General features: G+C 36.3%; 15 protein-coding genes. 8 read left to right on the top strand and 7 right to left on the bottom strand.

All coding sequences use genetic code 11. The annotated features are described in order from the left end of the window. Nucleotides 1-42 precede the first annotated feature (42 nt). From CD118_RS05025 to CD118_RS05015, 3 genes are all read right to left on the bottom strand, one after another. On the bottom strand, nt 43-678 hold the full coding sequence (locus CD118_RS05025) for a DUF4352 domain-containing protein (protein ID WP_060830136.1): 636 nt from the start codon (nt 676-678) through the stop codon (nt 43-45). A 50-nt stretch (nt 679-728) separates the two neighbouring features. After that, the gene (locus CD118_RS05020) at nt 729-1091 is read right to left on the bottom strand and encodes a toxin (protein ID WP_197665907.1); all 363 of its coding nucleotides are present in this window, start codon (nt 1089-1091) and stop codon (nt 729-731) included. Nucleotides 1092-1372: 281 nt separating this feature from the next. Further along, nucleotides 1373-1783 (bottom strand): YolD-like family protein, encoded by a 411-nt coding sequence (locus CD118_RS05015; protein ID WP_060830135.1) that lies wholly within the window; start codon nt 1781-1783, stop codon nt 1373-1375. A gap of 151 nt (nt 1784-1934) precedes the next feature. On the opposite strand from CD118_RS05015, the gene CD118_RS05010 reads away from it, so the two are divergent. Genes CD118_RS05010 through CD118_RS05000 form a run of 3 tightly spaced genes read left to right on the top strand, consistent with a single transcriptional unit; the run spans nt 1935 to nt 3914 of the window. Further along, nucleotides 1935-2510, top strand: a complete 576-nt coding sequence (locus tag CD118_RS05010; RefSeq protein WP_060830134.1) for a GNAT family N-acetyltransferase — start codon at nt 1935-1937, stop codon at nt 2508-2510. Continuing rightward, nucleotides 2503-3147 (top strand): ABC transporter ATP-binding protein, encoded by a 645-nt coding sequence (locus CD118_RS05005; protein ID WP_103356356.1) that lies wholly within the window; start codon nt 2503-2505, stop codon nt 3145-3147. The genes CD118_RS05010 and CD118_RS05005 overlap by 8 nt, the downstream gene beginning before the upstream one ends. Before the next feature lie 2 nt (nt 3148-3149). Next, a complete protein-coding gene (locus CD118_RS05000; RefSeq protein ID WP_082165761.1) occupies nt 3150-3914 on the top strand; it encodes an ABC transporter permease in 765 nt (254 codons plus the stop codon). A gap of 174 nt (nt 3915-4088) precedes the next feature. On the opposite strand, the gene CD118_RS04995 is transcribed toward CD118_RS05000, so the two are convergent. Next, nucleotides 4089-5027 (bottom strand): 1,4-dihydroxy-2-naphthoate polyprenyltransferase, encoded by a 939-nt coding sequence (locus CD118_RS04995; protein WP_060830132.1) that lies wholly within the window; start codon nt 5025-5027, stop codon nt 4089-4091. Nucleotides 5028-5198: 171 nt separating this feature from the next. Here CD118_RS04995 and CD118_RS04990 point away from each other — a divergent pair, with 171 nt between their 5' ends. Genes CD118_RS04990 through menB form a run of 4 tightly spaced genes read left to right on the top strand, consistent with a single transcriptional unit; the run spans nt 5199 to nt 9832 of the window. Next, nucleotides 5199-6557, top strand: coding sequence for an isochorismate synthase (locus CD118_RS04990; protein ID WP_060830522.1), 1359 nt, complete (start codon nt 5199-5201; stop codon nt 6555-6557). Next, on the top strand, nt 6550-8220 hold the full coding sequence (gene menD, locus CD118_RS04985; RefSeq protein WP_060830131.1) for a 2-succinyl-5-enolpyruvyl-6-hydroxy-3-cyclohexene-1-carboxylic-acid synthase: 1671 nt from the start codon (nt 6550-6552) through the stop codon (nt 8218-8220). Before CD118_RS04990 ends, menD begins: the two co-directional genes overlap by 8 nt. Beyond that, a complete protein-coding gene (menH, locus tag CD118_RS04980) occupies nt 8207-9001 on the top strand; it encodes a 2-succinyl-6-hydroxy-2,4-cyclohexadiene-1-carboxylate synthase (RefSeq protein ID WP_060830130.1) in 795 nt (264 codons plus the stop codon). The genes menD and menH overlap by 14 nt, the downstream gene beginning before the upstream one ends. Before the next feature lie 12 nt (nt 9002-9013). Continuing rightward, a complete protein-coding gene (menB, locus tag CD118_RS04975) occupies nt 9014-9832 on the top strand; it encodes a 1,4-dihydroxy-2-naphthoyl-CoA synthase (protein ID WP_016424699.1) in 819 nt (272 codons plus the stop codon). Between the two features lie 201 nt (nt 9833-10033). On the opposite strand, the gene CD118_RS04970 is transcribed toward menB, so the two are convergent. Both CD118_RS04970 and CD118_RS04965 read right to left on the bottom strand, forming a co-directional pair. Continuing rightward, nucleotides 10034-11212, bottom strand: a complete 1179-nt coding sequence (locus CD118_RS04970) for an aminotransferase class I/II-fold pyridoxal phosphate-dependent enzyme (protein WP_050345853.1) — start codon at nt 11210-11212, stop codon at nt 10034-10036. Nucleotides 11213-11334: 122 nt separating this feature from the next. Continuing rightward, nucleotides 11335-12342: an acyltransferase family protein gene (locus CD118_RS04965; protein WP_050331409.1), complete on the bottom strand. Its 1008-nt coding sequence runs from the start codon at nt 12340-12342 to the stop codon at nt 11335-11337. Nucleotides 12343-12609: 267 nt separating this feature from the next. On the opposite strand from CD118_RS04965, the gene CD118_RS04960 reads away from it, so the two are divergent. After that, entirely contained in the window at nt 12610-14418 is a 1809-nt protein-coding gene (locus tag CD118_RS04960) for an acyltransferase family protein (protein ID WP_060830129.1), read from the top strand. A 145-nt stretch (nt 14419-14563) separates the two neighbouring features. Here CD118_RS04960 and CD118_RS04955 read toward each other — a convergent pair whose 3' ends face one another. After that, nucleotides 14564-18535: a GW dipeptide domain-containing protein gene (locus CD118_RS04955; protein WP_103356355.1), complete on the bottom strand. Its 3972-nt coding sequence runs from the start codon at nt 18533-18535 to the stop codon at nt 14564-14566. Nucleotides 18536-18722 lie beyond the last annotated feature (187 nt).

Genomic DNA, 18722 nt, shown 5'->3' with positions numbered 1-18722 from the left:
GCCACAAGGGCGCTAAAATAAAAAGGTAGGCGTGCTACCTTTTTATTTAATATCTGTTTTTTGTATCTTCCACTTGCCTTTTACTTGATTTAAATCAGGCACAGCATTAAGTTCTAAGGTGTAGCTATCTGCATCAGGTACATCATAATAGATATAGCCGGTAGCCGTATTATCTTCATTTAGTTGATGCGTAAAAGTTCCATTTGTATCTCCCGAACCATACCACTCTTCAAAATTTTTGCCGTTAACTTTCATAGAAAAATCAGCATTATCAACTAATACCTGTTGATCGTTTTCGTTTTTAAAACTCACATTCACTTTTAAAGCAATCCCATTTTCAGGTGCTGAAGCGTCTTCGCTTGAAGTATCTGCGTACTCTACACTATCTAAAGTATAAGTTACTCCATCTCCTTTAATTGAGTCCCCAACTTTAAAAACCTTTTTGGTATTATCTTTTCTTTGTTGTTGTTCTTCTTTAGTGCCATTTAGTTCTTCATCAAAGCCTTTAAAAAAGGCATTGGCTACTGCAAAAAGAATTATTATACCGATAATCAACAGAATTAAACAGCCACCACAGCCCCATAGCCATTTCTTTTTACCTTTCTTGTTTTGTTGCTTCTGAAATTCTTGGAATTCAGCCCATTGTCGTTGTCTTTCTTGTTCGTTCATATCAGACATTGATAATGCCCCCTTCGTAGTATTTATATAAAACGCATAAAGCGATTTAATCAGGTTTCTAAATTTTTATATATTATTAATGGTTCAAACTCTATTATGTATTTACCATATCGAGTTCTTAAACCGTATTTTTGTTTGTAATGTTGTATGGTATCTAGTACAAAATCTTTATATGTAGCTAAATCATAAATATTTTGCACACTATAATCAAAAGCGTTTATTAAGCCTTGCAATGTAATCACTGATTCATTTGCATGGCGTCGCGCTTTTAATTCGAATTTACAATTAAGTATATTAGATTGATCTAAGATGTTACCTGCAGAAATTTTATAATGTGCAATTTCTTCGGCTAAAATTTCGTGCTTCTGATAGGTTTTTAAGCTTTCTATCAACAAGAATAACGTCGTTGTCATAAAATCCTTTGAAGTTACCGATTATATTTGTCCTTGATGTCGATATGGTCATCTTTGAATACGTTATAAAAATTGTGTGCTCATTTCGTACTGCCTAATATCAAATATAGTGTCTCATGGTTTCTTTTTTTATTGTAATAAATATGTAGAAAATAAAATAATTGCCAAAATTTCGGGTATATTAATGTAGGACACGCGAGATGACGTGCATTTTAATGTATGAGTAGCAAGATGAATTATCGTGATGGTTTTCTTAACGATAGGATTATTTTTATTTTATATTATTCGACGCCGTAAAGTTCATTTAAGCCAATTGTGAGTTGATCGGTACGTCGTTCATTCGCAATGACCAATATATTTTCTAATGTGTTAATGCTTGCAATGTAGCCTTGAATGGTATGAATCTGTCCAGAACGCCAATAGCTAATTTGAGTGAAGGCGTTTTTAGCAATTTTAAAATGCAACATTTGATTGATTTCGTTGATTTGATCTTCGCTTAAATCTGGGCGGTCGATTTTTAGTTGATTGGCTTCGAATTGTTTAATCTCTGAAAATTGTTCGGGTAGTGTCGCAAAGGGCGCCCATTTCACAATACCGCGTCCTTTAGGGATGCTCGTATTTAAATATTGTCTAGGAATCTTTCGATAATCAGTTTCAGATTGATACGCAGTCGGCAGTGTTTTATCTTTCATTGGAAATCACCTCACATCAATTATAGAACATACGTTCTGTTTTGTGAAGTAAAATTAGAACGTATATTTGCTAATTTAAATTATTTATTTTAAATCTTGCGTTATATAGACTAAAATATAAAGGGATTACATAGAAGAGGTGTGGAGAATTATGATTAGAAAAGCAACATATGAAGACGTACATGCGATTGCGGAATTGACCTACATGATATGGCAAGATATGGAATTGGAAATTGTGCAACGTTATGCTAAATCGACCGTCATCCATGCACTGATGAAAAGTATTACGGATGTACATTATCGAAATGCATTGGCACATGTTCATGTCTGTGAGGTGAACCAACAAGTAGCAGGTATGATTGTGGCATATCCTGGGAAAAATGAAGCACAATATGAAAAAGAATGGGAGCGTTTACAGTTTGATACGCCTATTGAACTTGAACATACGACGCCTTTACCTGTGTTAGAGGCAGATGAAGGTGATATTTATATTGAATCAATTGCGACATTTCCTGAGTTTCGAGGACGTGGTATTGCGCGTCAGTTAATGCGCTATCTTTTATCATCTGATAATCATGCTACATGGGGGTTAAATTGTGAATATATCAATGAAAAGGCATATCAACTCTATCGAAAAATGGGCTTTGAAACAGTAAAAGATAAAATGTTGTACGGTCATCGTTATCGCTATATGAAATATAAAGGTGGGAACAAAATAGATGCTTGACGTGAAAAATGTGAGTTACTGTATCGATGATCAGCGAATTTTAGATCATGTCAGTTTCCGTGTAGATCAAGGTGAAGCGATTGCGGTTGTAGGACCTTCTGGCAGCGGAAAAAGTACACTATTAAGAATAGTAGCTGATTTGATTAGTCCAACGGAAGGAACGATACAGTTTAAAAATGAGCCTTACGAAACATACGAACCAGAAGCTTTAAGACAAAGAATTAGTTATTTACCACAATCGGTTGAACTCTTTGGTGATACGATACGAGATAACCTCATTTTTCCATCGCACGCACGAAAAGAAGAATTTGATAAATCCCGTGCGAAATTTTTATTGGATGCGATGGGGTTGAAAAAGTATAAACTTTCAGACTCTGTTCATCACATGTCCGGCGGTGAAAAACAGCGCGTGACAATCGCGCGTCAATTGATGTTCAAACCAGATTTGCTTTTACTGGATGAAGCAACGAGTGCATTAGATGATATTAATAGCAAAAAAATCGAAAAGTTTATTTTTGATTTAGTCAAAGAAGGAATGTCTGTGATGTGGATTACACATAATACAGAGCAAAGTCACCGTCATTTTCATCGACAACTTGAAATTACAAACGGCACCATCACAAAGGAGGAACAATGATTATGATGAGTACAACTTCTTTGTTGTTAACGTCTTTATTGTTATTGATTCCGATACTAATTTCTTTTAAAGAAAGATTGCACATCGCGAAAGATTTAATTGTTGCTGCGATACGTGCAGTGATTCAGTTGGTCATTATTGGTTATTTGTTAGAATTTGTCTTCAAATTAGAACAAGTATGGATTGTTATCGCTTTAATAGTAGTCATTATGATTAATGCTGCAGCGAATACGCGAAAACGTGCTTCAAAAATCATGCATCATGTTTTTTGGGTTTCGTTTGCTGGAATAATGACAGGTGCTGTCCTTTCTTTAGGAGGCGTTCTGTTAACAGGTGCGATAAGCTTTAAGCCGAATGAAATTATTCCGGTTGCTGGTATGGTAGGGAGTAATGGAATGATTGCGATTAATTTGAGTTATCAAAATTTAGATCGGATTTTTACGAAAGAGACAGAATCTATTGAGGCAAAATTATCGTTAGGTGCGGGACCTTCATTAGCTGCAAAAGAGGCAATTAGGGAGAGTATTAAAGTGGCAATTGTTCCGACAATTGACTCAGTAAAAACATACGGGCTAGTCTCTATTCCAGGAATGATGACTGGGCTTATTATTGCTGGCGTCCCACCTTTACAAGCGATTAAATTTCAACTCATGGTTGTTTTTATTCATACAACGGCAACGATTATTTCAGCGCTTGTTGCAACTTATTTAAGCTATCGACAATTTTTTAATTATCGCCATCAGTTAATTCAAATTAAAGCGGATTAAAACATTTGTATATATCGCTATATATCATTACAATGAAATTGATAGTCTACAAGAGACTTTTGAAAAAAAGAAAAAGGTGGGAAGTGAAATCTCATGATTGAAGCGAGATTTCGTACTTCCACACCCGTCGTGATTTAAAAATACATCACATAAAATGAATGCGTACTGGATGTTTTATACGCCACCCAGTAAAGCGCTGATATAAATGCCTAATGCATACAAAACACCGAAAAATGTATTTGTTTTTCCTGCTGCTGCCATTGCCGGCATCATCGTTTGTGGTGTATCGTTCTTTTTAAAACGGCGATAAACTTTGATTGGCAGTGGAAAACTTAATAGTGCAAGTAAATAGAAGAGAGATCCACCATCTTTGAAAAGTGCCGTATAAATCACGAATAGATATGCTAAAATATAGCATGCTGCCATAAAAATAAGCGAGCCACGTTTGCCTAATAAAATAGGCAATGTACGACGACCACTTTGTTTGTCTTTGACGCGGTCACGAATATTATTAGCCATATTAATGAGGCCGATAGTAATTACAATTGGAATGCTAATCCAAAAAGCATAGTTTTGCAGGTTGCCTGTTTGTATGTAAAATGCGATGACGATAATAATCATCCCCATGAATACACCAGAGAATAATTCACCTAGGGGCGTCCATGAGATTGGGAATGGCCCACCTGTGTAAAGGTAGCCTACTGCCATACATAAAAGTCCAACAGGTATTAACCAAAATGAAGTTTGGATTGCTAAGTAAAGTCCAAGTAAAGCTGCGATGACGTAAAAAATGAGTGCGAGTCTTAAAACGTGCTCAGGTGTCATGCCATTACGGACGATGGCACCACCGATACCAACTGACTCATGATCATCTAAACCTTTTTTAAAGTCATAGTATTCATTAAACATGTTCGTAGCAGCTTGGATGAGTAGGCAAGCGACCAACATTGCTAAGAATAGACTAAAGCGTAGATGATCTTCGCTGCCTAATAAAAAAAGTTTAGCAGTTGCAGTTCCAACTAAAACTGGAACAACAGAAGCGGTGAGTGTATGTGGGCGCATGAGTAGCCAGTATTTGTGAAATGTTGAATGTTTTTCAAATTCAGTCGCCATATCAATAACCTCTTTTTATAATATTTATAATACATGGCTATTATAAATAAATTTTACTATTAAATCAATAATAATATTATAGGAAAGGCACTTGCGCACACAACGACGATTAAAAATGTTAGAATGGAGTAATGGATGAAACTTGATTATGATGAAAGAAGTGAGAATGAGATGACTGTTGACGTCTGTGAACAGGCAATCATGGATGCGGTCAAACAAACAACACAGCAATGGGTTTCGATTGAAGTGAAGTTGCAAAAACAATTGGATCCGATCACGTTGTTTGAAATGTCAAAAGAAGATGCAGGAGATCGTTTTTACTTTCAGTTAAATGATAGTAAAACAGCTTTTTTTGGTTACCGTGTTGCAACAAAAATTAAAAATGATTTCACAAATAAACGCTCTATTTTTAAAGAATGGGAAAAATTTAAAGACAACATTGCACTAATCCATCCTGATTCTGAGCGCCATCATTTGCGAATTTGTGGGGGGTTTCAGTTTTCTACAAAGCGTCTAGGGGATGAATGGCGCCGTTTTGGTGTGAATCACTTTATTTTGCCTGAAGTTTTAATATCACAAGTAAACGATGAAACGTTTTTAACCTATACAGTGCAGAAAGAAACGTTTTCTATAGATCAATTTAATGCGCTATTCGATCAATTGAATCATTTAGAAACAATCGAAATAAAAGATACGGCACCGCCACCGGTGAAACGTATGGAAGACATATATAAAGATGAGTGGGAAGCATTAGTTGCAAAGACAACAGAACAGTTAGCTCATGATGAAAAAATTGTGTTATCGCGCAGACGTATGGTGCAATTTGATGCAGATTTAAGTATTCCAACGATACTTTATCGGGCGTTACAAAATGAAAAAAACAGTTATCTATTTGTTTTAGAATCCGAAGAAGATGTCTTTATATCTCAAACACCGGAACAATTGTTTAAAGTTACAAACGGTGAATTATCTACCAAAGCCGTTGCGGGAACAATTCGTCGTACGCATGATGAAAAATTAGACCAAGCACATGTCGAAGCTTTTCTTAAAGATGCAAAAAACTTAGTTGAGCATGAAATTGTAGTCGAAAGCATACTTGAAGATATACGACCTTTTACGACACATGTCGATTATAATAAGGAACCTAAAATTTTAAAAAATGATCATTTATATCATTTATATACAGAGATGGGTGGTCCACTTGCACAAAAATCATATATCGAATTGATAGACGACTTGCATCCTACACCTGCACTTGGAGGATACCCGAAAGCGCGTGCATTAGATTATATTGAAGCGCATGAATTCGGCGCACGTGGTTTATATGGGGCACCTGTAGGCATGATTGATATGTATGATGATTGTGAGTTTATTGTGGCTATTCGTTCGATGTTAATGAACCGACATCAAGCCTTGCTTTTTGCTGGCGCAGGTATTGTTCAAGAATCTAATGCAGCTGAAGAAGTAGCAGAAACAGCTTTAAAATTTAAACCAATGATGGAGGCACTAGGGGTGACTGAATATGACTAATCAAAGTGATTTAACAGAACAAGTTTTTCATTTCGTTTCTGAGCTCTATGCGTATGGCTTGCGAGAAGTCGTGATTAGTCCAGGTTCTCGTTCAACACCAATCGCTTTGGCGTTGGAGTGTCACCCTGAAATTAAAACATGGATTCATCCAGATGAAAGAAGTGCTGCTTTTTTTGCACTAGGATTAATGAAGGGAAGTCAACGTCCAGTTGCAATCGTATGTACTTCTGGTACTGCGGCTGCGAATTATGTCCCTGCCATCGCAGAAAGCCATATTAGTCGTCTGCCACTTATCGTATTAACGAGTGATAGACCACATGAGCTTCGAAATGTAGGGGCACCACAAGCCATTAATCAAGTGGGGATGTTTCAAAATTATGTTCGGTTTCAATGCGATTTGCCAATAGCAGATGGTACGATGCATATGACTGAATTCAATGCATATCAAATACAAAAAGCGAGCCAATATTTTGACGGACCACAACAAGGGCCTGTCCATTTTAATTTGCCGTTTCGCGAGCCGCTTACACCTGATTTATCACGTTTAGACTTACTGAAAACAGAGACGTATGACCGTCCTAAATATCAAAAAGCAATAGATTTAAGTAGTATTAAAAAAACATTGAAGCAAGCGAAAGGCTTAATTGTCGTTGGTGATATGCAACATCAAGATATATCACAAATTTTAACGTTTGCTACCGTGTATGATTTACCGATACTAGCTGACGCATTAAACGGCATACGTGCCACACAACATCCAAATGTGATTGCAACCTATGATTTACTTTTGCGTGCTGGACTTGAAATTGAAGCCGATTTCGTTATTAGAGTAGGAAAGCCGGTCGTATCTAAAAAATTAAATCAATGGTTGAAAACAACAGATGCGGATCAAATTTTAGTTCAAAACAGCTCAAACGTAGATGCATTTCCTAAAAAACCTGATTACTTTTTTGAAATGTCACCGAATGACTTTTTTAGAGCTTTAGGTGAGGTGCCTGGTACATATCGTAAAATGTGGCTAAGTCAATGGCAAAATATGGAAGAACAAGCCCGTTTAACGATTATTGAGCATCAAAAAAATGCTAATGATGAGTCTGCATATGTGAGTCAGTTACTGGATAAATTAACAGATGAAGATTGTTTGTTTGTAAGTAATAGTATGCCAATACGCGATATTGATAATTTATATTTTAGTCAGCGCGGGCGTATTTATGCTAATAGAGGTGCAAACGGAATAGACGGGGTTGTTTCAACTGCTTTAGGTATGGCTGTCCATCAAAAAGTAACATTACTTATTGGTGATATTGCCTTTTACCATGATATGAATGGTTTACTTATGTCTAAACTAAACGACATTCATATGAATATTGTACTACTCAATAATGATGGGGGCGGTATTTTCTCATATTTACCACAGAAAAAGAGTGCTTCCCAACATTTTGAACGCTTATTCGGGACACCTACAGGGTTGAATTTTGAATACACTGCGTTGCTTTATGATTTTAATTTTAAGCGTATTCAAGACTTACAGGCATTTGCGTATGCTAATTTGACGACGATGACGCCAACATTGTTTGAAGTGATGACGAATCGTGAAAAAAATTATGACGCCCATCAAAATCTTTATCAGAAATTGAGTGAAATTGTAAATGTTACATTATAATTGGCATCGGGCACAACAACCGACCGACAAGGTTTTAGTATTGCTACATGGGTTTATTAGTGATCAACGCACATTTGATTCACATATCGAGAGATTGACGAGAGAAGCGGACTTAGTTTGTGTTGATCTTCCAGGACACGGCCAAGATCAATCTCCTACAGATATTCAATGGGATTTTGATTGGATTGCTTCTGAATTGCATATAGTGCTTCAACAATTTGACAGCCAAGCTATTTATTTACATGGCTATTCAATGGGGGCGCGGGTAGCACTTTATTATGCACTCAATCATGCTTCATTGTTGTCAGGTTTAATACTCGAAAGTGGTTCTCCAGGAATTCAAGATCCTGTTGCACGTCATGAGCGACAACAAGTGGATGCAGCACGTGCACGTGTACTTGAGATTGCAGGGCTCGAAGTATTTGTGAATGATTGGGAGAAGTTGCCATTATTTCAGACACAGAAATGGATGCCTGAAGCGAAACAGCTTCAAGTTCGACAGTTAAGAATGGCACAGAACGCGACAGGCTTAATTAAAGCTTTAACAGATTACGGAACGGGCCATATGCCGAACTTATGGAATCAGTTGAATACTTTGGAGTTACCTGTGCAATTAATTGTTGGTGAATGGGATGAGAAGTTTGTATCGATTGCACATCAAATGAAAGTGGCGTTACCTAATGCGAGTTTAGAAATTGTAGAGCGTGTAGGGCATACAGTTCACGTGGAAGATTCACCCAAATTTGATACAATATTATTGGAGTTTATTAAAGGTTACTAGAGGAGGCCAACCATGGAAAGACAATGGGAAACATTAAAAGAGTATAAAGAAATAAAATACGAATTTTTTGAAGGGATTGCAAAAGTCACAATTAACCGTCCGCATGTACATAATGCATTTACACCTAATACAGTACAAGAAATGATTGATGCTTTTACACGTGCACGTGATGACGAGCGTGTAGGTGTCATCATTTTAACTGGAGAAGGCGACAAAGCGTTTTGTTCAGGTGGAGATCAAAAAGTACGCGGTCATGGGGGCTACGTTGGAGATGACCAAATCCCACGTTTGAATGTATTAGATTTACAACGTTTAATTCGTGTTATTCCAAAACCGGTTATTGCGATGGTAAAAGGTTATGCTATCGGTGGAGGAAACGTTCTTCAAGTCGTATGTGATTTAACAATTGCTGCAGATAATGCACGTTTTGGACAAACAGGACCAAAAGTGGGTTCATTTGACGCAGGTTATGGTTCAGGCTACCTTGCACGTATCGTAGGACACAAAAAAGCACGTGAAATTTGGTATTTATGTCGTCAATACGATGCACAACAAGCACTTGACATGGGTATGGCGAATACAGTCGTTCCTTTGGCAGATGTTGAAGATGAAACAGTGAAATGGTGTAAAGAAATCATGCGTCATTCTCCAACAGCTTTACGATTCTTGAAAGCAGCAATGAATGCAGATACAGATGGTTTAGCTGGGTTACAACAATTTGCAGGTGACGCAACACTCTTGTATTACACAACAGATGAAGCAAAAGAAGGTCGAGACGCGTTTAAAGAAAAACGTGATCCTGATTTCGATCAATTCCCTAAATTCCCATAAGTTGAAAAGAAGGAAAAGCGATCAAAAATAAAAACCGATGGACTTTTTGTAATCAATGGGTCCATCGGCTTTTTTTAGGTCGTAAAGAGGAGGATAAACGAGCATTTTTAATTATCTTAAATCGCTCTGATTTTTAGTGAATAAAGTATTTATAAGTAAACAAGCTTATTCAATATTTTAATGATATGTCGATAATGGTGATTATGAGTTGATTAAACGGTCTGCATATTTGCTGTGTAGGTATTGTCTTAAGCGCGCCATACCTTCTTCTAATGACTTCATATCATAGGCATATGAAATACGGACATAACCTTTTCCATAATCCGTAAAAGAAGATCCAGGAACCATAGCGACGCCAACGGTTTCTAAAACATCGACACAAAAGGCAAAGTCATCATCGGTATAGTTTTGAATGTTAGGAAAGATGTAAAACGCCCCTTCAGGTTGCCCTTCTAATTCAAAGCCCATATCTGTTAATGCTTTAATCAAGAAATCACGTCGCTTTACATAAGCAGCATTCATCGTTTGAGGGGCATCTGTAGCCTCAGTTAAAGCAGCAATCGTAGCCATTTGAGCCGGAACATTGGCACAAATACAATTATAAGCATGCATAAATGTTAAGCGATCTATTAAGTATTGAGGACCAGATAAAAAGCCAATACGGATGCCTGTAGCTGAATGTGACTTGCTTAAACCATTAATCAATAGTAACTGGTCTCGGATGGATTCGTATCGTGCAAACGACGTATGTGTAGCGTGAAATGTATTTTCTGCATAGATTTCATCACTAATAATAAAAATCGACAATGTTTTCAAAGTGTCGACGAGTGCTGTCACTTCTGTTTCAGAAAGTATAGCGCCAGTAGGATTAGATGGGTAATTGAGCAGTATCGCACGTGTCTTTGGCGTGATATGTTGTTTGATGAGTTCTGGTGTCACCTTAAAACCGCTTTGACGCGTATCCATAAATATAGGTGTACCACCGAGCGTCTGAATTAAAGGAATATAGCCAGCATAAACAGGTCCTGGAAGTAAAATTTCATCACCTGGATTGATGATACAGCGCAGTACAGTGTCTAATGCTTCAGAAGCGCCATTAGTAATAATGATTTCTTCAGGGTCGTAATGGATATTGAAACGTGTTTGATAGTATTGAGAGACTGCTTCACGTGTATCCAATCGTCCTTTATTATGCGAATAGGTCGTCTGATTATTTTCAATGGCTGTTTGATATGCCTTTTTTACAATATCGGGCATATTAAAATCAGGTTGGCCAACTGTAAGGTTGATGACATCATCCAACTGATTAATTCGACTCGAAAATTGTCGGATACTTGGTGCTCTTAAATATTTTGCATATGTATTGAGTTCTAATTTCATTTTTAAATCACGTCCTAAAAAAGAGAAGTTAACATTTAGAATAACATGTGTACGCATGAGAAGCTATCTAAAATGATAGTCAACGATACGTACACATGATCATGTTCTAAATGGTATCTTCTCTAAAAATAAGGTTTAAACTTTGATGGTCGTTGCAAATTAATCATAGGATTAGTCCATTTCGCCACAAAATCACTCGACCATAACCAAACGATGAAGCATGAAAGTACTATATTGTAAAGTAATCCTAAAATTGGTGTATCAATAAAAGGATAAAATTGGTGGCCACGAATGACACCGATAAATAAGCCATGTAATAAATAAACATACATCGTTCTTGACCCTATATAAGTATACCAATGATGGTGTCTTGGAACTAAGTTAAAGAAAGAGAACATCGTGACAAAGATAATACCGTATAAAGATAATCTTTTAAGCGGACTCATCAGTAAATGCATGCCGTCCACGTGTTTATATGGTGTACTTGCTAATAACCAGTCCGCATCAATAGGGTGAACGATATAAATTACAAAAAAGCCTACTAAAACTAAAATAGAGATAGGGATAAAACGTTTCATCTTAACGAAATGACTAAATTCAATGTTTAATAAATACCCAACATAAAATATAGGGAAAAATACGAGTGTACGTGACCAACTTAAATAGTCTCCTACATTTGAAGAAAAACCTGCTAATAGTGCTACAATGATGGCGATAGGTAAAACGTATTTAGGTTTAAACTGCCGGACAATAACGATAATGACGTTAAAGAAAAACAGTGTTAATAAAAACCATAGTGCAAAAACAGGTTCAAATGGATCTAAGTCTAACTCACTATTTTTTCCTGTAATAAAATAATAAATTGAAAAGAACGCAAAAAAGATGAGATATGGACCTAACAATTTTTTGCCTACTTTTTCTATGTAACCAGATTTACCCACATTATTGGCGAAATAGCCAGAGATGAATAGAAAGGCGGGCATGTGAAAACTATAAATAAGCAAATATAATGCATTAATCGCAATATGAGTATCAACATAAGGCCTAATTAAATGTCCTAAAACGACAAGAAATATTAAACCAGCACGTGCATTATCAAAAAATGCATCTCTTTTTTTCACAGTTGTCATAAATAGGTGACTCCTTTTAACAATCTCATAGTTAATGTATTATAAATACCTTCAAAAATGCAATGAAAATGTATATATGATAAATTAATAGCATACTTATTTTATACAATGCCCAAACAAAAATAAAAAAGAACTTTGAAGCATAAGATTATTTTATTTTGCAAAACCTCATCGACTCACGGTTTAAATTCTACTATTTTTGTGGTAAATTGAAGGGCGTATATCTATAAATCGTTCCTTAAAAAATTGGAATAGGAGAAATCAGCTATGTCTCATAATAATTTTACTGGAATGAAACGATTGAAGCATCCTCCACGATATTTGCCGGGTTTAGATGGTTTGCGTGCGATTTCAGTTATAGGGATTATCATTTATCATCTTAATTCTCAATGGCTATCTGGTGGTTTTTTAGGTGTAGATACGTTTTTTGTAATTTCAGGTTATTTAATTACATCTTTACTACTATTTGAATATGAAAATTACGGTGAAATCAATTTAGTGAATTTTTGGATTAAACGGTTTAAGCGTTTAATTCCCGCAATGTTATTTGTTACTTTATTTACAGTACTCTACGTCTTAGCATTTGATCCTAAGCTTTTAGAGTCAATTAAAGGTGATGCGATAGCAGCTTTACTCTACATCTCAAATTGGTGGTATATTTTCCAAGATGTTGATTATTTTGATCAATTTAAACCTATGCCACTTAAGCATTTATGGTCTTTAGCTGTAGAAGAGCAATTTTATATCTTTTATCCTATGATTTTAATGTTATTTTTTAAATTATTTAGACGAAAAAAATGGGTCGTTGTCGTATTCGCTATCATTTCTATCGCTTCAGCAGCATTAATGTTTTATTTATCCGCACCAGGTGCGAATAACTCACGTACATATTTTGGAACAGATACGCGATTACAAACACTATTATTAGGTGTTATCTTTGCATTTGTGTGGCCAGCATTTAAATTGAAAGCCAAGCCACCACAACTTGGGAGAAATCTGATTGATATTTTTGGTATTATCGCATTAGGTGTTTTGTTATGGTTATTCTATGCTGTCAACGAGCAACAGTACTTTCTGTATAGCGGTGGCTTTTACGCCATTTCATTAATGACTTTAGTTATTATTGCAAGTGTAGTGCAACCGTCGGGCTTACTTTCTAGATTTATGGGTAACCCACTTTTCTTATATATAGGGAAAAGATCGTATAGTTTATACTTATGGCATTTTGTCATCGTTACATTTGTACACCATCACTTTGTAGCGGGACAATATCCATTTTACATGTATATTATTGATGTCGTATTAACGTTTGTTATGGCAGAAATTTCTTATCGATTTGTGGAAACACCTTTCAGAAGACATGGTTTTAGAACGTTCTTCCTTAAAGAGAAACCTGTGATTTCAATCATTCGTACACCACTTGTTTTAGCTGCTATTGTGTTAACTGCATTTGTGTTAACTGGACATTTTGATGGTTATGCAAAACAAGAGCAAAAAGCAACGGCTTATAAGACAAATCATAAAACGACTGAAAAACCTAAAAAGCCCGAGCCTGAAAAACAAAACAAAACAACTGATGAAAAATCTTTTGATCCTAAAAAAGAGTCACCTCTATTTATTGGGGATTCATTAACAGTAGGGATGGGCTATTATTTAGATGATCATTATCAAAAACCAACCATTGACGCAGAAGTCGGACGTTCTATGGGTGTTGCCCTCAATGTTGCTAAGAAATATACAGATTACAATAAAGCAGGGCAACCAGTCGTGATTCAAATTGGTACAAATGGAGATTTCAATGAGGCGCAGTTAGAAGAAATCGTGAAAGATTTTGATAAAGCGGATGTTTACCTAATTAATACGACAGTGCCACGTGACTATAAAGATCATGTCAATCAATTAATGAAAAAAGTCGCTAATAAACATAAGCATGTCACATTAGTGGATTGGAATAAAGTCGGCGTAGGCCATACGGATTACTTTGCTTATGATGGTATTCATTTAGAACATCCAGGTATCCAACGTCTCGTGAAAGAATTAGATCAAGAAATGAAAGATAATCAAGACGATAAATAACGACCAATATAAATTTGGATATCTAAAGTAAATATTATAAGTGTTAAATAGGACCGGTGATTTAAACACCGGTCCTATTTTTAATACAAAAAAGCAAGCCCCAAAAGTGAGGAACCCACCTTTGAGGCTTTTAGTATAAGCAATTTTATTTACTTTGACGATATAAATCGATATCGAAGTATTTACCAACTTCACCAATTTGATCATAGAATTGTTTCATACGTTTTGCGTTAAAGTCTGCCCATGCGATATCTGTTGCATATTGATGTGTCGCTGGGTTTTGTGGATTCCAACGCATGCGGTATAACGTGTTTTGACCTGCGTGGATGTAATTTTGACCAATAAATTTAGCGCCGCCGACGATTGCTTTTTTAACAGTATCCCAGCCATATTTTTCAGCTGTTTTAAAGCCACCGCGAATGGCGTCAGTGTCAACTGCCCCGATACCAAACATATTGTAGTATTTTTTAGGACCGTTAGTGATTACTTTATTGTTTTTATCTACGTATCCACCATTTGCTAATTTAGACGTACCGTTTCCAGTTTCTAAAAATGCGTGTGAAATCAAGTAAATTTCATTAATATTATTTGCTTTTGCCGCTTCTGCAAACGCAGCACCTTGGCCAGCTAAGATACCTTTACCTGCGAGTAATCGGTTCAATGCATCTGCACTTAAGCCTTGATATTGATCGAGTTTTAAGAATTGATAAATGCCTGAAGCGCTGTTTTTAATGTTTTGTGTATCCATTGCCGCTTGCACTTCTTGACGGTTTGCATCTTCCCATTTACCTGGTACATGTTGAACTTGTGGTTTGTATGACAATGACATTTGTTTATTAACGGCTTCTTTTAAAGAGGCGTTAGCATTGTAATATTTAACAAGTAATGAGCGTAAGTCACCAGATTTAATCCAACCTTGTGTACCATTCTCGAAAGTACCGTAAAGCCATGTCACACCATTTACCTTTTGTGTACTTGTCACTTTAAATAATGTTTCATAATACGCATTTAAAGAGCCTAATATTTTCGCATTTGGTTTCGCATAGTAATAGCCATTTCCATTATAAACAAAGTAATCTTGAGATTGGCTTAATTTTGTGGCTTTAGTTGCTGAAGTCGACTTAACTGTGTAAGCAGAAGCAACAGGTTTTAAATCTTTAAGATTAATCCAGCCCATTTTATGGTTCACTTGACCGAATAAATAAGTGTCTGGGCCTGCAACAACAGATTTAACGGCACTAAAAGTACGATTTTTTACGGTGCTAGATAGGGCATCGATACGTTGTTTCGCCGTACCCCATGGGATCGAATATAATCCAGCTGTTTTGTCATTAACTTTATATTGACCATGCATTGGTTTTTCAGCACCAAGAGAACGTAGAATCACGTCATTTGCGTTAAACCAACCTAATGGTGTGCGACCGTCAGCGTTTTGTAATAAAACGTAATTGCGATTTTGGTTAGACGCTGTCTTAGCAATTTTGTAAGTACGATCAGTGAATTGGGCAGCATTTTTAGCTGTTTTATCATAGATTGAAGCTCTTATTCCTTCAGTTGATGATTTTAATTGACCAATTTGAGATACACTTTGTGTGGCTTTTTTAGCTGCTTTTTCTTGTGGTTGTGTTAATAATGATTGGTTGATCCATCCAGATAATTGATTAACAGTGCCATAAACGAAAGTTAAGTTTCCAACTTTTTGTGATTTTGTTGCAGCAAAGTTTTGTGCGCTCTTACCAGCGACTTTACCAGCCACTTGTGCGCTAGTGCCCCAAGGGACTTTGTAAAGTGTAGCGCCTGGTTTGATTGTGTAGTTTTGCTTCACGTTTTTAGCTGCTTGACCTGCACGATAGTCAACATCTTTTTGTTGAACCCATCCAACATAAGTGCCCGTTGCATAGTCAGATACAAGATAGAATGATTTTCCATTGAGCGTTGCTTTTTTCTGAACACTTAAAGTTTGATTTGTTGTTGATGTAGGTTGGCCTTTCGCATCGTATACGGTTTTATATAAGCCGTTATTTTTATTATTAATACGACCAAAACCTGAGTCACTCGTCACTTTTAATGGTGAAGAAGGTGCAGTTGTTGATGAAGATGGTGTTTTTACAACGTTACTTGCATCAATCCAACCTGTTAAATTGTTAACTGTACCATAGAGCCAATTTGTATTTGCGACTTTCTGTTCTTTTGTTGCTTTGAAAGCTTGGTTTTTGCTACCGCTAATTGTACCTGTGGCTTGCGCTTTTGTACCCCAAGGCACTTCATAAACAGTTGTACCTGGTTTAACTTGGTATGATTGCTTCACATTCTTTTCAGGTTGTGCACTTTGATAAGTGACATCATTGCTACGTACCCATCCGAGTAAACCATTGTTTTTCGAAGTGGATACAAGATAAAATGATTGACCATTTAGTGTTGCTTTTTTAGTGACTTTTAATGTTACATTTGTTTGATTTGTACGTACACCAGATTGATCATACACTGTTTTGTATAAACCGTTGTTTTTAGATGAGATACGGCTATAACCTGTATTGTCAGTCACTTTTAAATTGTTATTTTGTGGTTTAGGTTTTGATGTTTGACCAGAAGTGCTACCAGCAGGGGAAGCATAGCCCATTTTCACTTGGTATTTTTCATTTATAAGATCATACAATTCATCATAAGAATAACCATGTGCTCTTAAATAGCCGTGTGGGTCTACGTGGTCTGTACCACCTAAATATCTAGAAACAGCGTCATGTGTCCAAACTGTCCCTTTACCGTCATATTCTGCACTATCAGGTTTTAAACCATAGTATTGTAAGTTAGTTGCTGCGTAATCAGCAAAGTTGTTCATTTGACGTGCAAAGGAATTATAGTCATGCACATGAACAAGTTCAATATGAATAAAACGTTGGTTCGCAATAGGGCCAGCACCCCAAGCTAAATAATCAGTTGGTTGCGTTTCAATAATGCGGTTACCATCGATAAATCCATGAACAAAAGCATTTTGATAATTATTTTTCATATATTGTATTTCACTTGTAATTGTTGAATTATCGTTAGCTGTATCATGAACTACGATGCCTTCAGGTCTTCCAACACCGTAGCGATAACCATAGCGTGGAATAAAGCTTGAATAGTCTTCTTCATATTTAGGGACTGTAAATTTTTGTTTTCGTATGTAGTTGTTAATTTGTGATTTGACTTGTGGTTGATATGCTTTAGGTGTAGTGGCTACTGAACGAACTGAATAGTTTGTAGGTTCAAGTTTAACTGTTGCAGGCCCACCTTTACCTCCAACGCGAGGCGGTGTGGGTCCATTTGGATTAGCATTGATATCTACTTTTTCATTTGTTGGTGTAGATTGTTGTTTTACAGTTGGTGTTTTTTCTGCTGAACGTGCAACGACACGTGCTAAATTTTTCTCTTGATTAGATGTAGCAGTAGTTCTCTCTTGTGCGGAAAAAGCTGTTGTATTTGATTGTACTGTTTTAGCCGTTGGTTGCGTGTTGTTAGTTGGTTGTTGCGTATGAGTTGTTGGTTGCTCAGTTGACGCTTGATTACTTTGTTGTCGTACAGTGACATTTTGTGAATCATTTTTCGGTAATGCATCAGAAGGGGATTGCTGTGACTTTGTGACATCTTGTGGTGTCTCTTGTTGTGCATCTGTTTTTTGATCTTGTGCAGCATGATAAGCTTCAGTTGATACTTCAGCTTCGTGATGTGGATTGATTTCTTCAGCAGTATAAGGTGATGCAACAGGTTGTTCAGCTACGTCTGCTTGTGTATGGTCATTTTGAGAAGTTGCTTCTTGTTCAGTAGCTTGTTGCGTAGCTGATGAAGAAGCAGAAGGTTGTTCTAAAAGACTTGAGTCTGCTTTCGGTTGTGTCGGTTTTTCAATTTCAACTTGATTTGGATCTTTATACGCTTGTGTTCCAGAAATCGTAGGAGCTTTCGTTTCGTTCTTGGCCTGATTGGCTTGCTGAACTTGTTGATGCTCGTCTAATATATTTGTTGGTGTTTCTTGCGCTTTTGTTTGTTCAGCTGCATGTGCTTCATGCGCAGTTAATGCAGACCCCGCTAATGTCAATGCAATGATAGTGGGCGTTTTATAACCTAATTTTTTAACCATTTCATTACTCCTTTTAGATAAGTTAATATAAAGTTGATTAATGCCATTATAGAATTAAAGATACAGGAATTGTGCATTTTAACTTGATTGTAATTTAACTTTAATAATTGTCCCCGTTATTTTATGTAGTTCATGCATAATTAGAAATTATAGAATATTTCAAATAAAGTAATATATAAAGTGAAAG

The sequence above is a fragment of the Staphylococcus coagulans genome, from assembly GCF_002901995.1.
GTDB classification, from domain to species: domain Bacteria; phylum Bacillota; class Bacilli; order Staphylococcales; family Staphylococcaceae; genus Staphylococcus; species Staphylococcus coagulans.
The sequence above is the reverse complement of the archived record's forward strand: the minus strand, read 5'-3'. Positions and strand labels throughout refer to the sequence as shown.

Coding starts and splice junctions, on each gene's coding strand:
- CD118_RS04965 (WP_050331409.1), bottom strand. CDS start 12,342: ATGACAACTGTGAAAAAAAGAGATGCATTTTTTGATAATGCACGTGCT.
- CD118_RS04955 (WP_103356355.1), bottom strand. CDS start 18,535: ATGGTTAAAAAATTAGGTTATAAAACGCCCACTATCATTGCATTGACA.
- CD118_RS05015 (WP_060830135.1), bottom strand. CDS start 1,783: ATGAAAGATAAAACACTGCCGACTGCGTATCAATCTGAAACTGATTAT.
- CD118_RS05020 (WP_197665907.1), bottom strand. CDS start 1,091: ATGACAACGACGTTATTCTTGTTGATAGAAAGCTTAAAAACCTATCAG.
- CD118_RS05005 (WP_103356356.1), top strand. CDS start 2,503: ATGCTTGACGTGAAAAATGTGAGTTACTGTATCGATGATCAGCGAATT.
- menB (WP_016424699.1), top strand. CDS start 9,014: ATGGAAAGACAATGGGAAACATTAAAAGAGTATAAAGAAATAAAATAC.
- menD (WP_060830131.1), top strand. CDS start 6,550: ATGACTAATCAAAGTGATTTAACAGAACAAGTTTTTCATTTCGTTTCT.
- CD118_RS05000 (WP_082165761.1), top strand. CDS start 3,150: ATGATGAGTACAACTTCTTTGTTGTTAACGTCTTTATTGTTATTGATT.
- CD118_RS04990 (WP_060830522.1), top strand. CDS start 5,199: ATGACTGTTGACGTCTGTGAACAGGCAATCATGGATGCGGTCAAACAA.
- CD118_RS04970 (WP_050345853.1), bottom strand. CDS start 11,212: ATGAAATTAGAACTCAATACATATGCAAAATATTTAAGAGCACCAAGT.
- CD118_RS05010 (WP_060830134.1), top strand. CDS start 1,935: ATGATTAGAAAAGCAACATATGAAGACGTACATGCGATTGCGGAATTG.
- CD118_RS04960 (WP_060830129.1), top strand. CDS start 12,610: ATGTCTCATAATAATTTTACTGGAATGAAACGATTGAAGCATCCTCCA.
- CD118_RS05025 (WP_060830136.1), bottom strand. CDS start 678: ATGTCTGATATGAACGAACAAGAAAGACAACGACAATGGGCTGAATTC.
- CD118_RS04995 (WP_060830132.1), bottom strand. CDS start 5,027: ATGGCGACTGAATTTGAAAAACATTCAACATTTCACAAATACTGGCTA.
- menH (WP_060830130.1), top strand. CDS start 8,207: ATGTTACATTATAATTGGCATCGGGCACAACAACCGACCGACAAGGTT.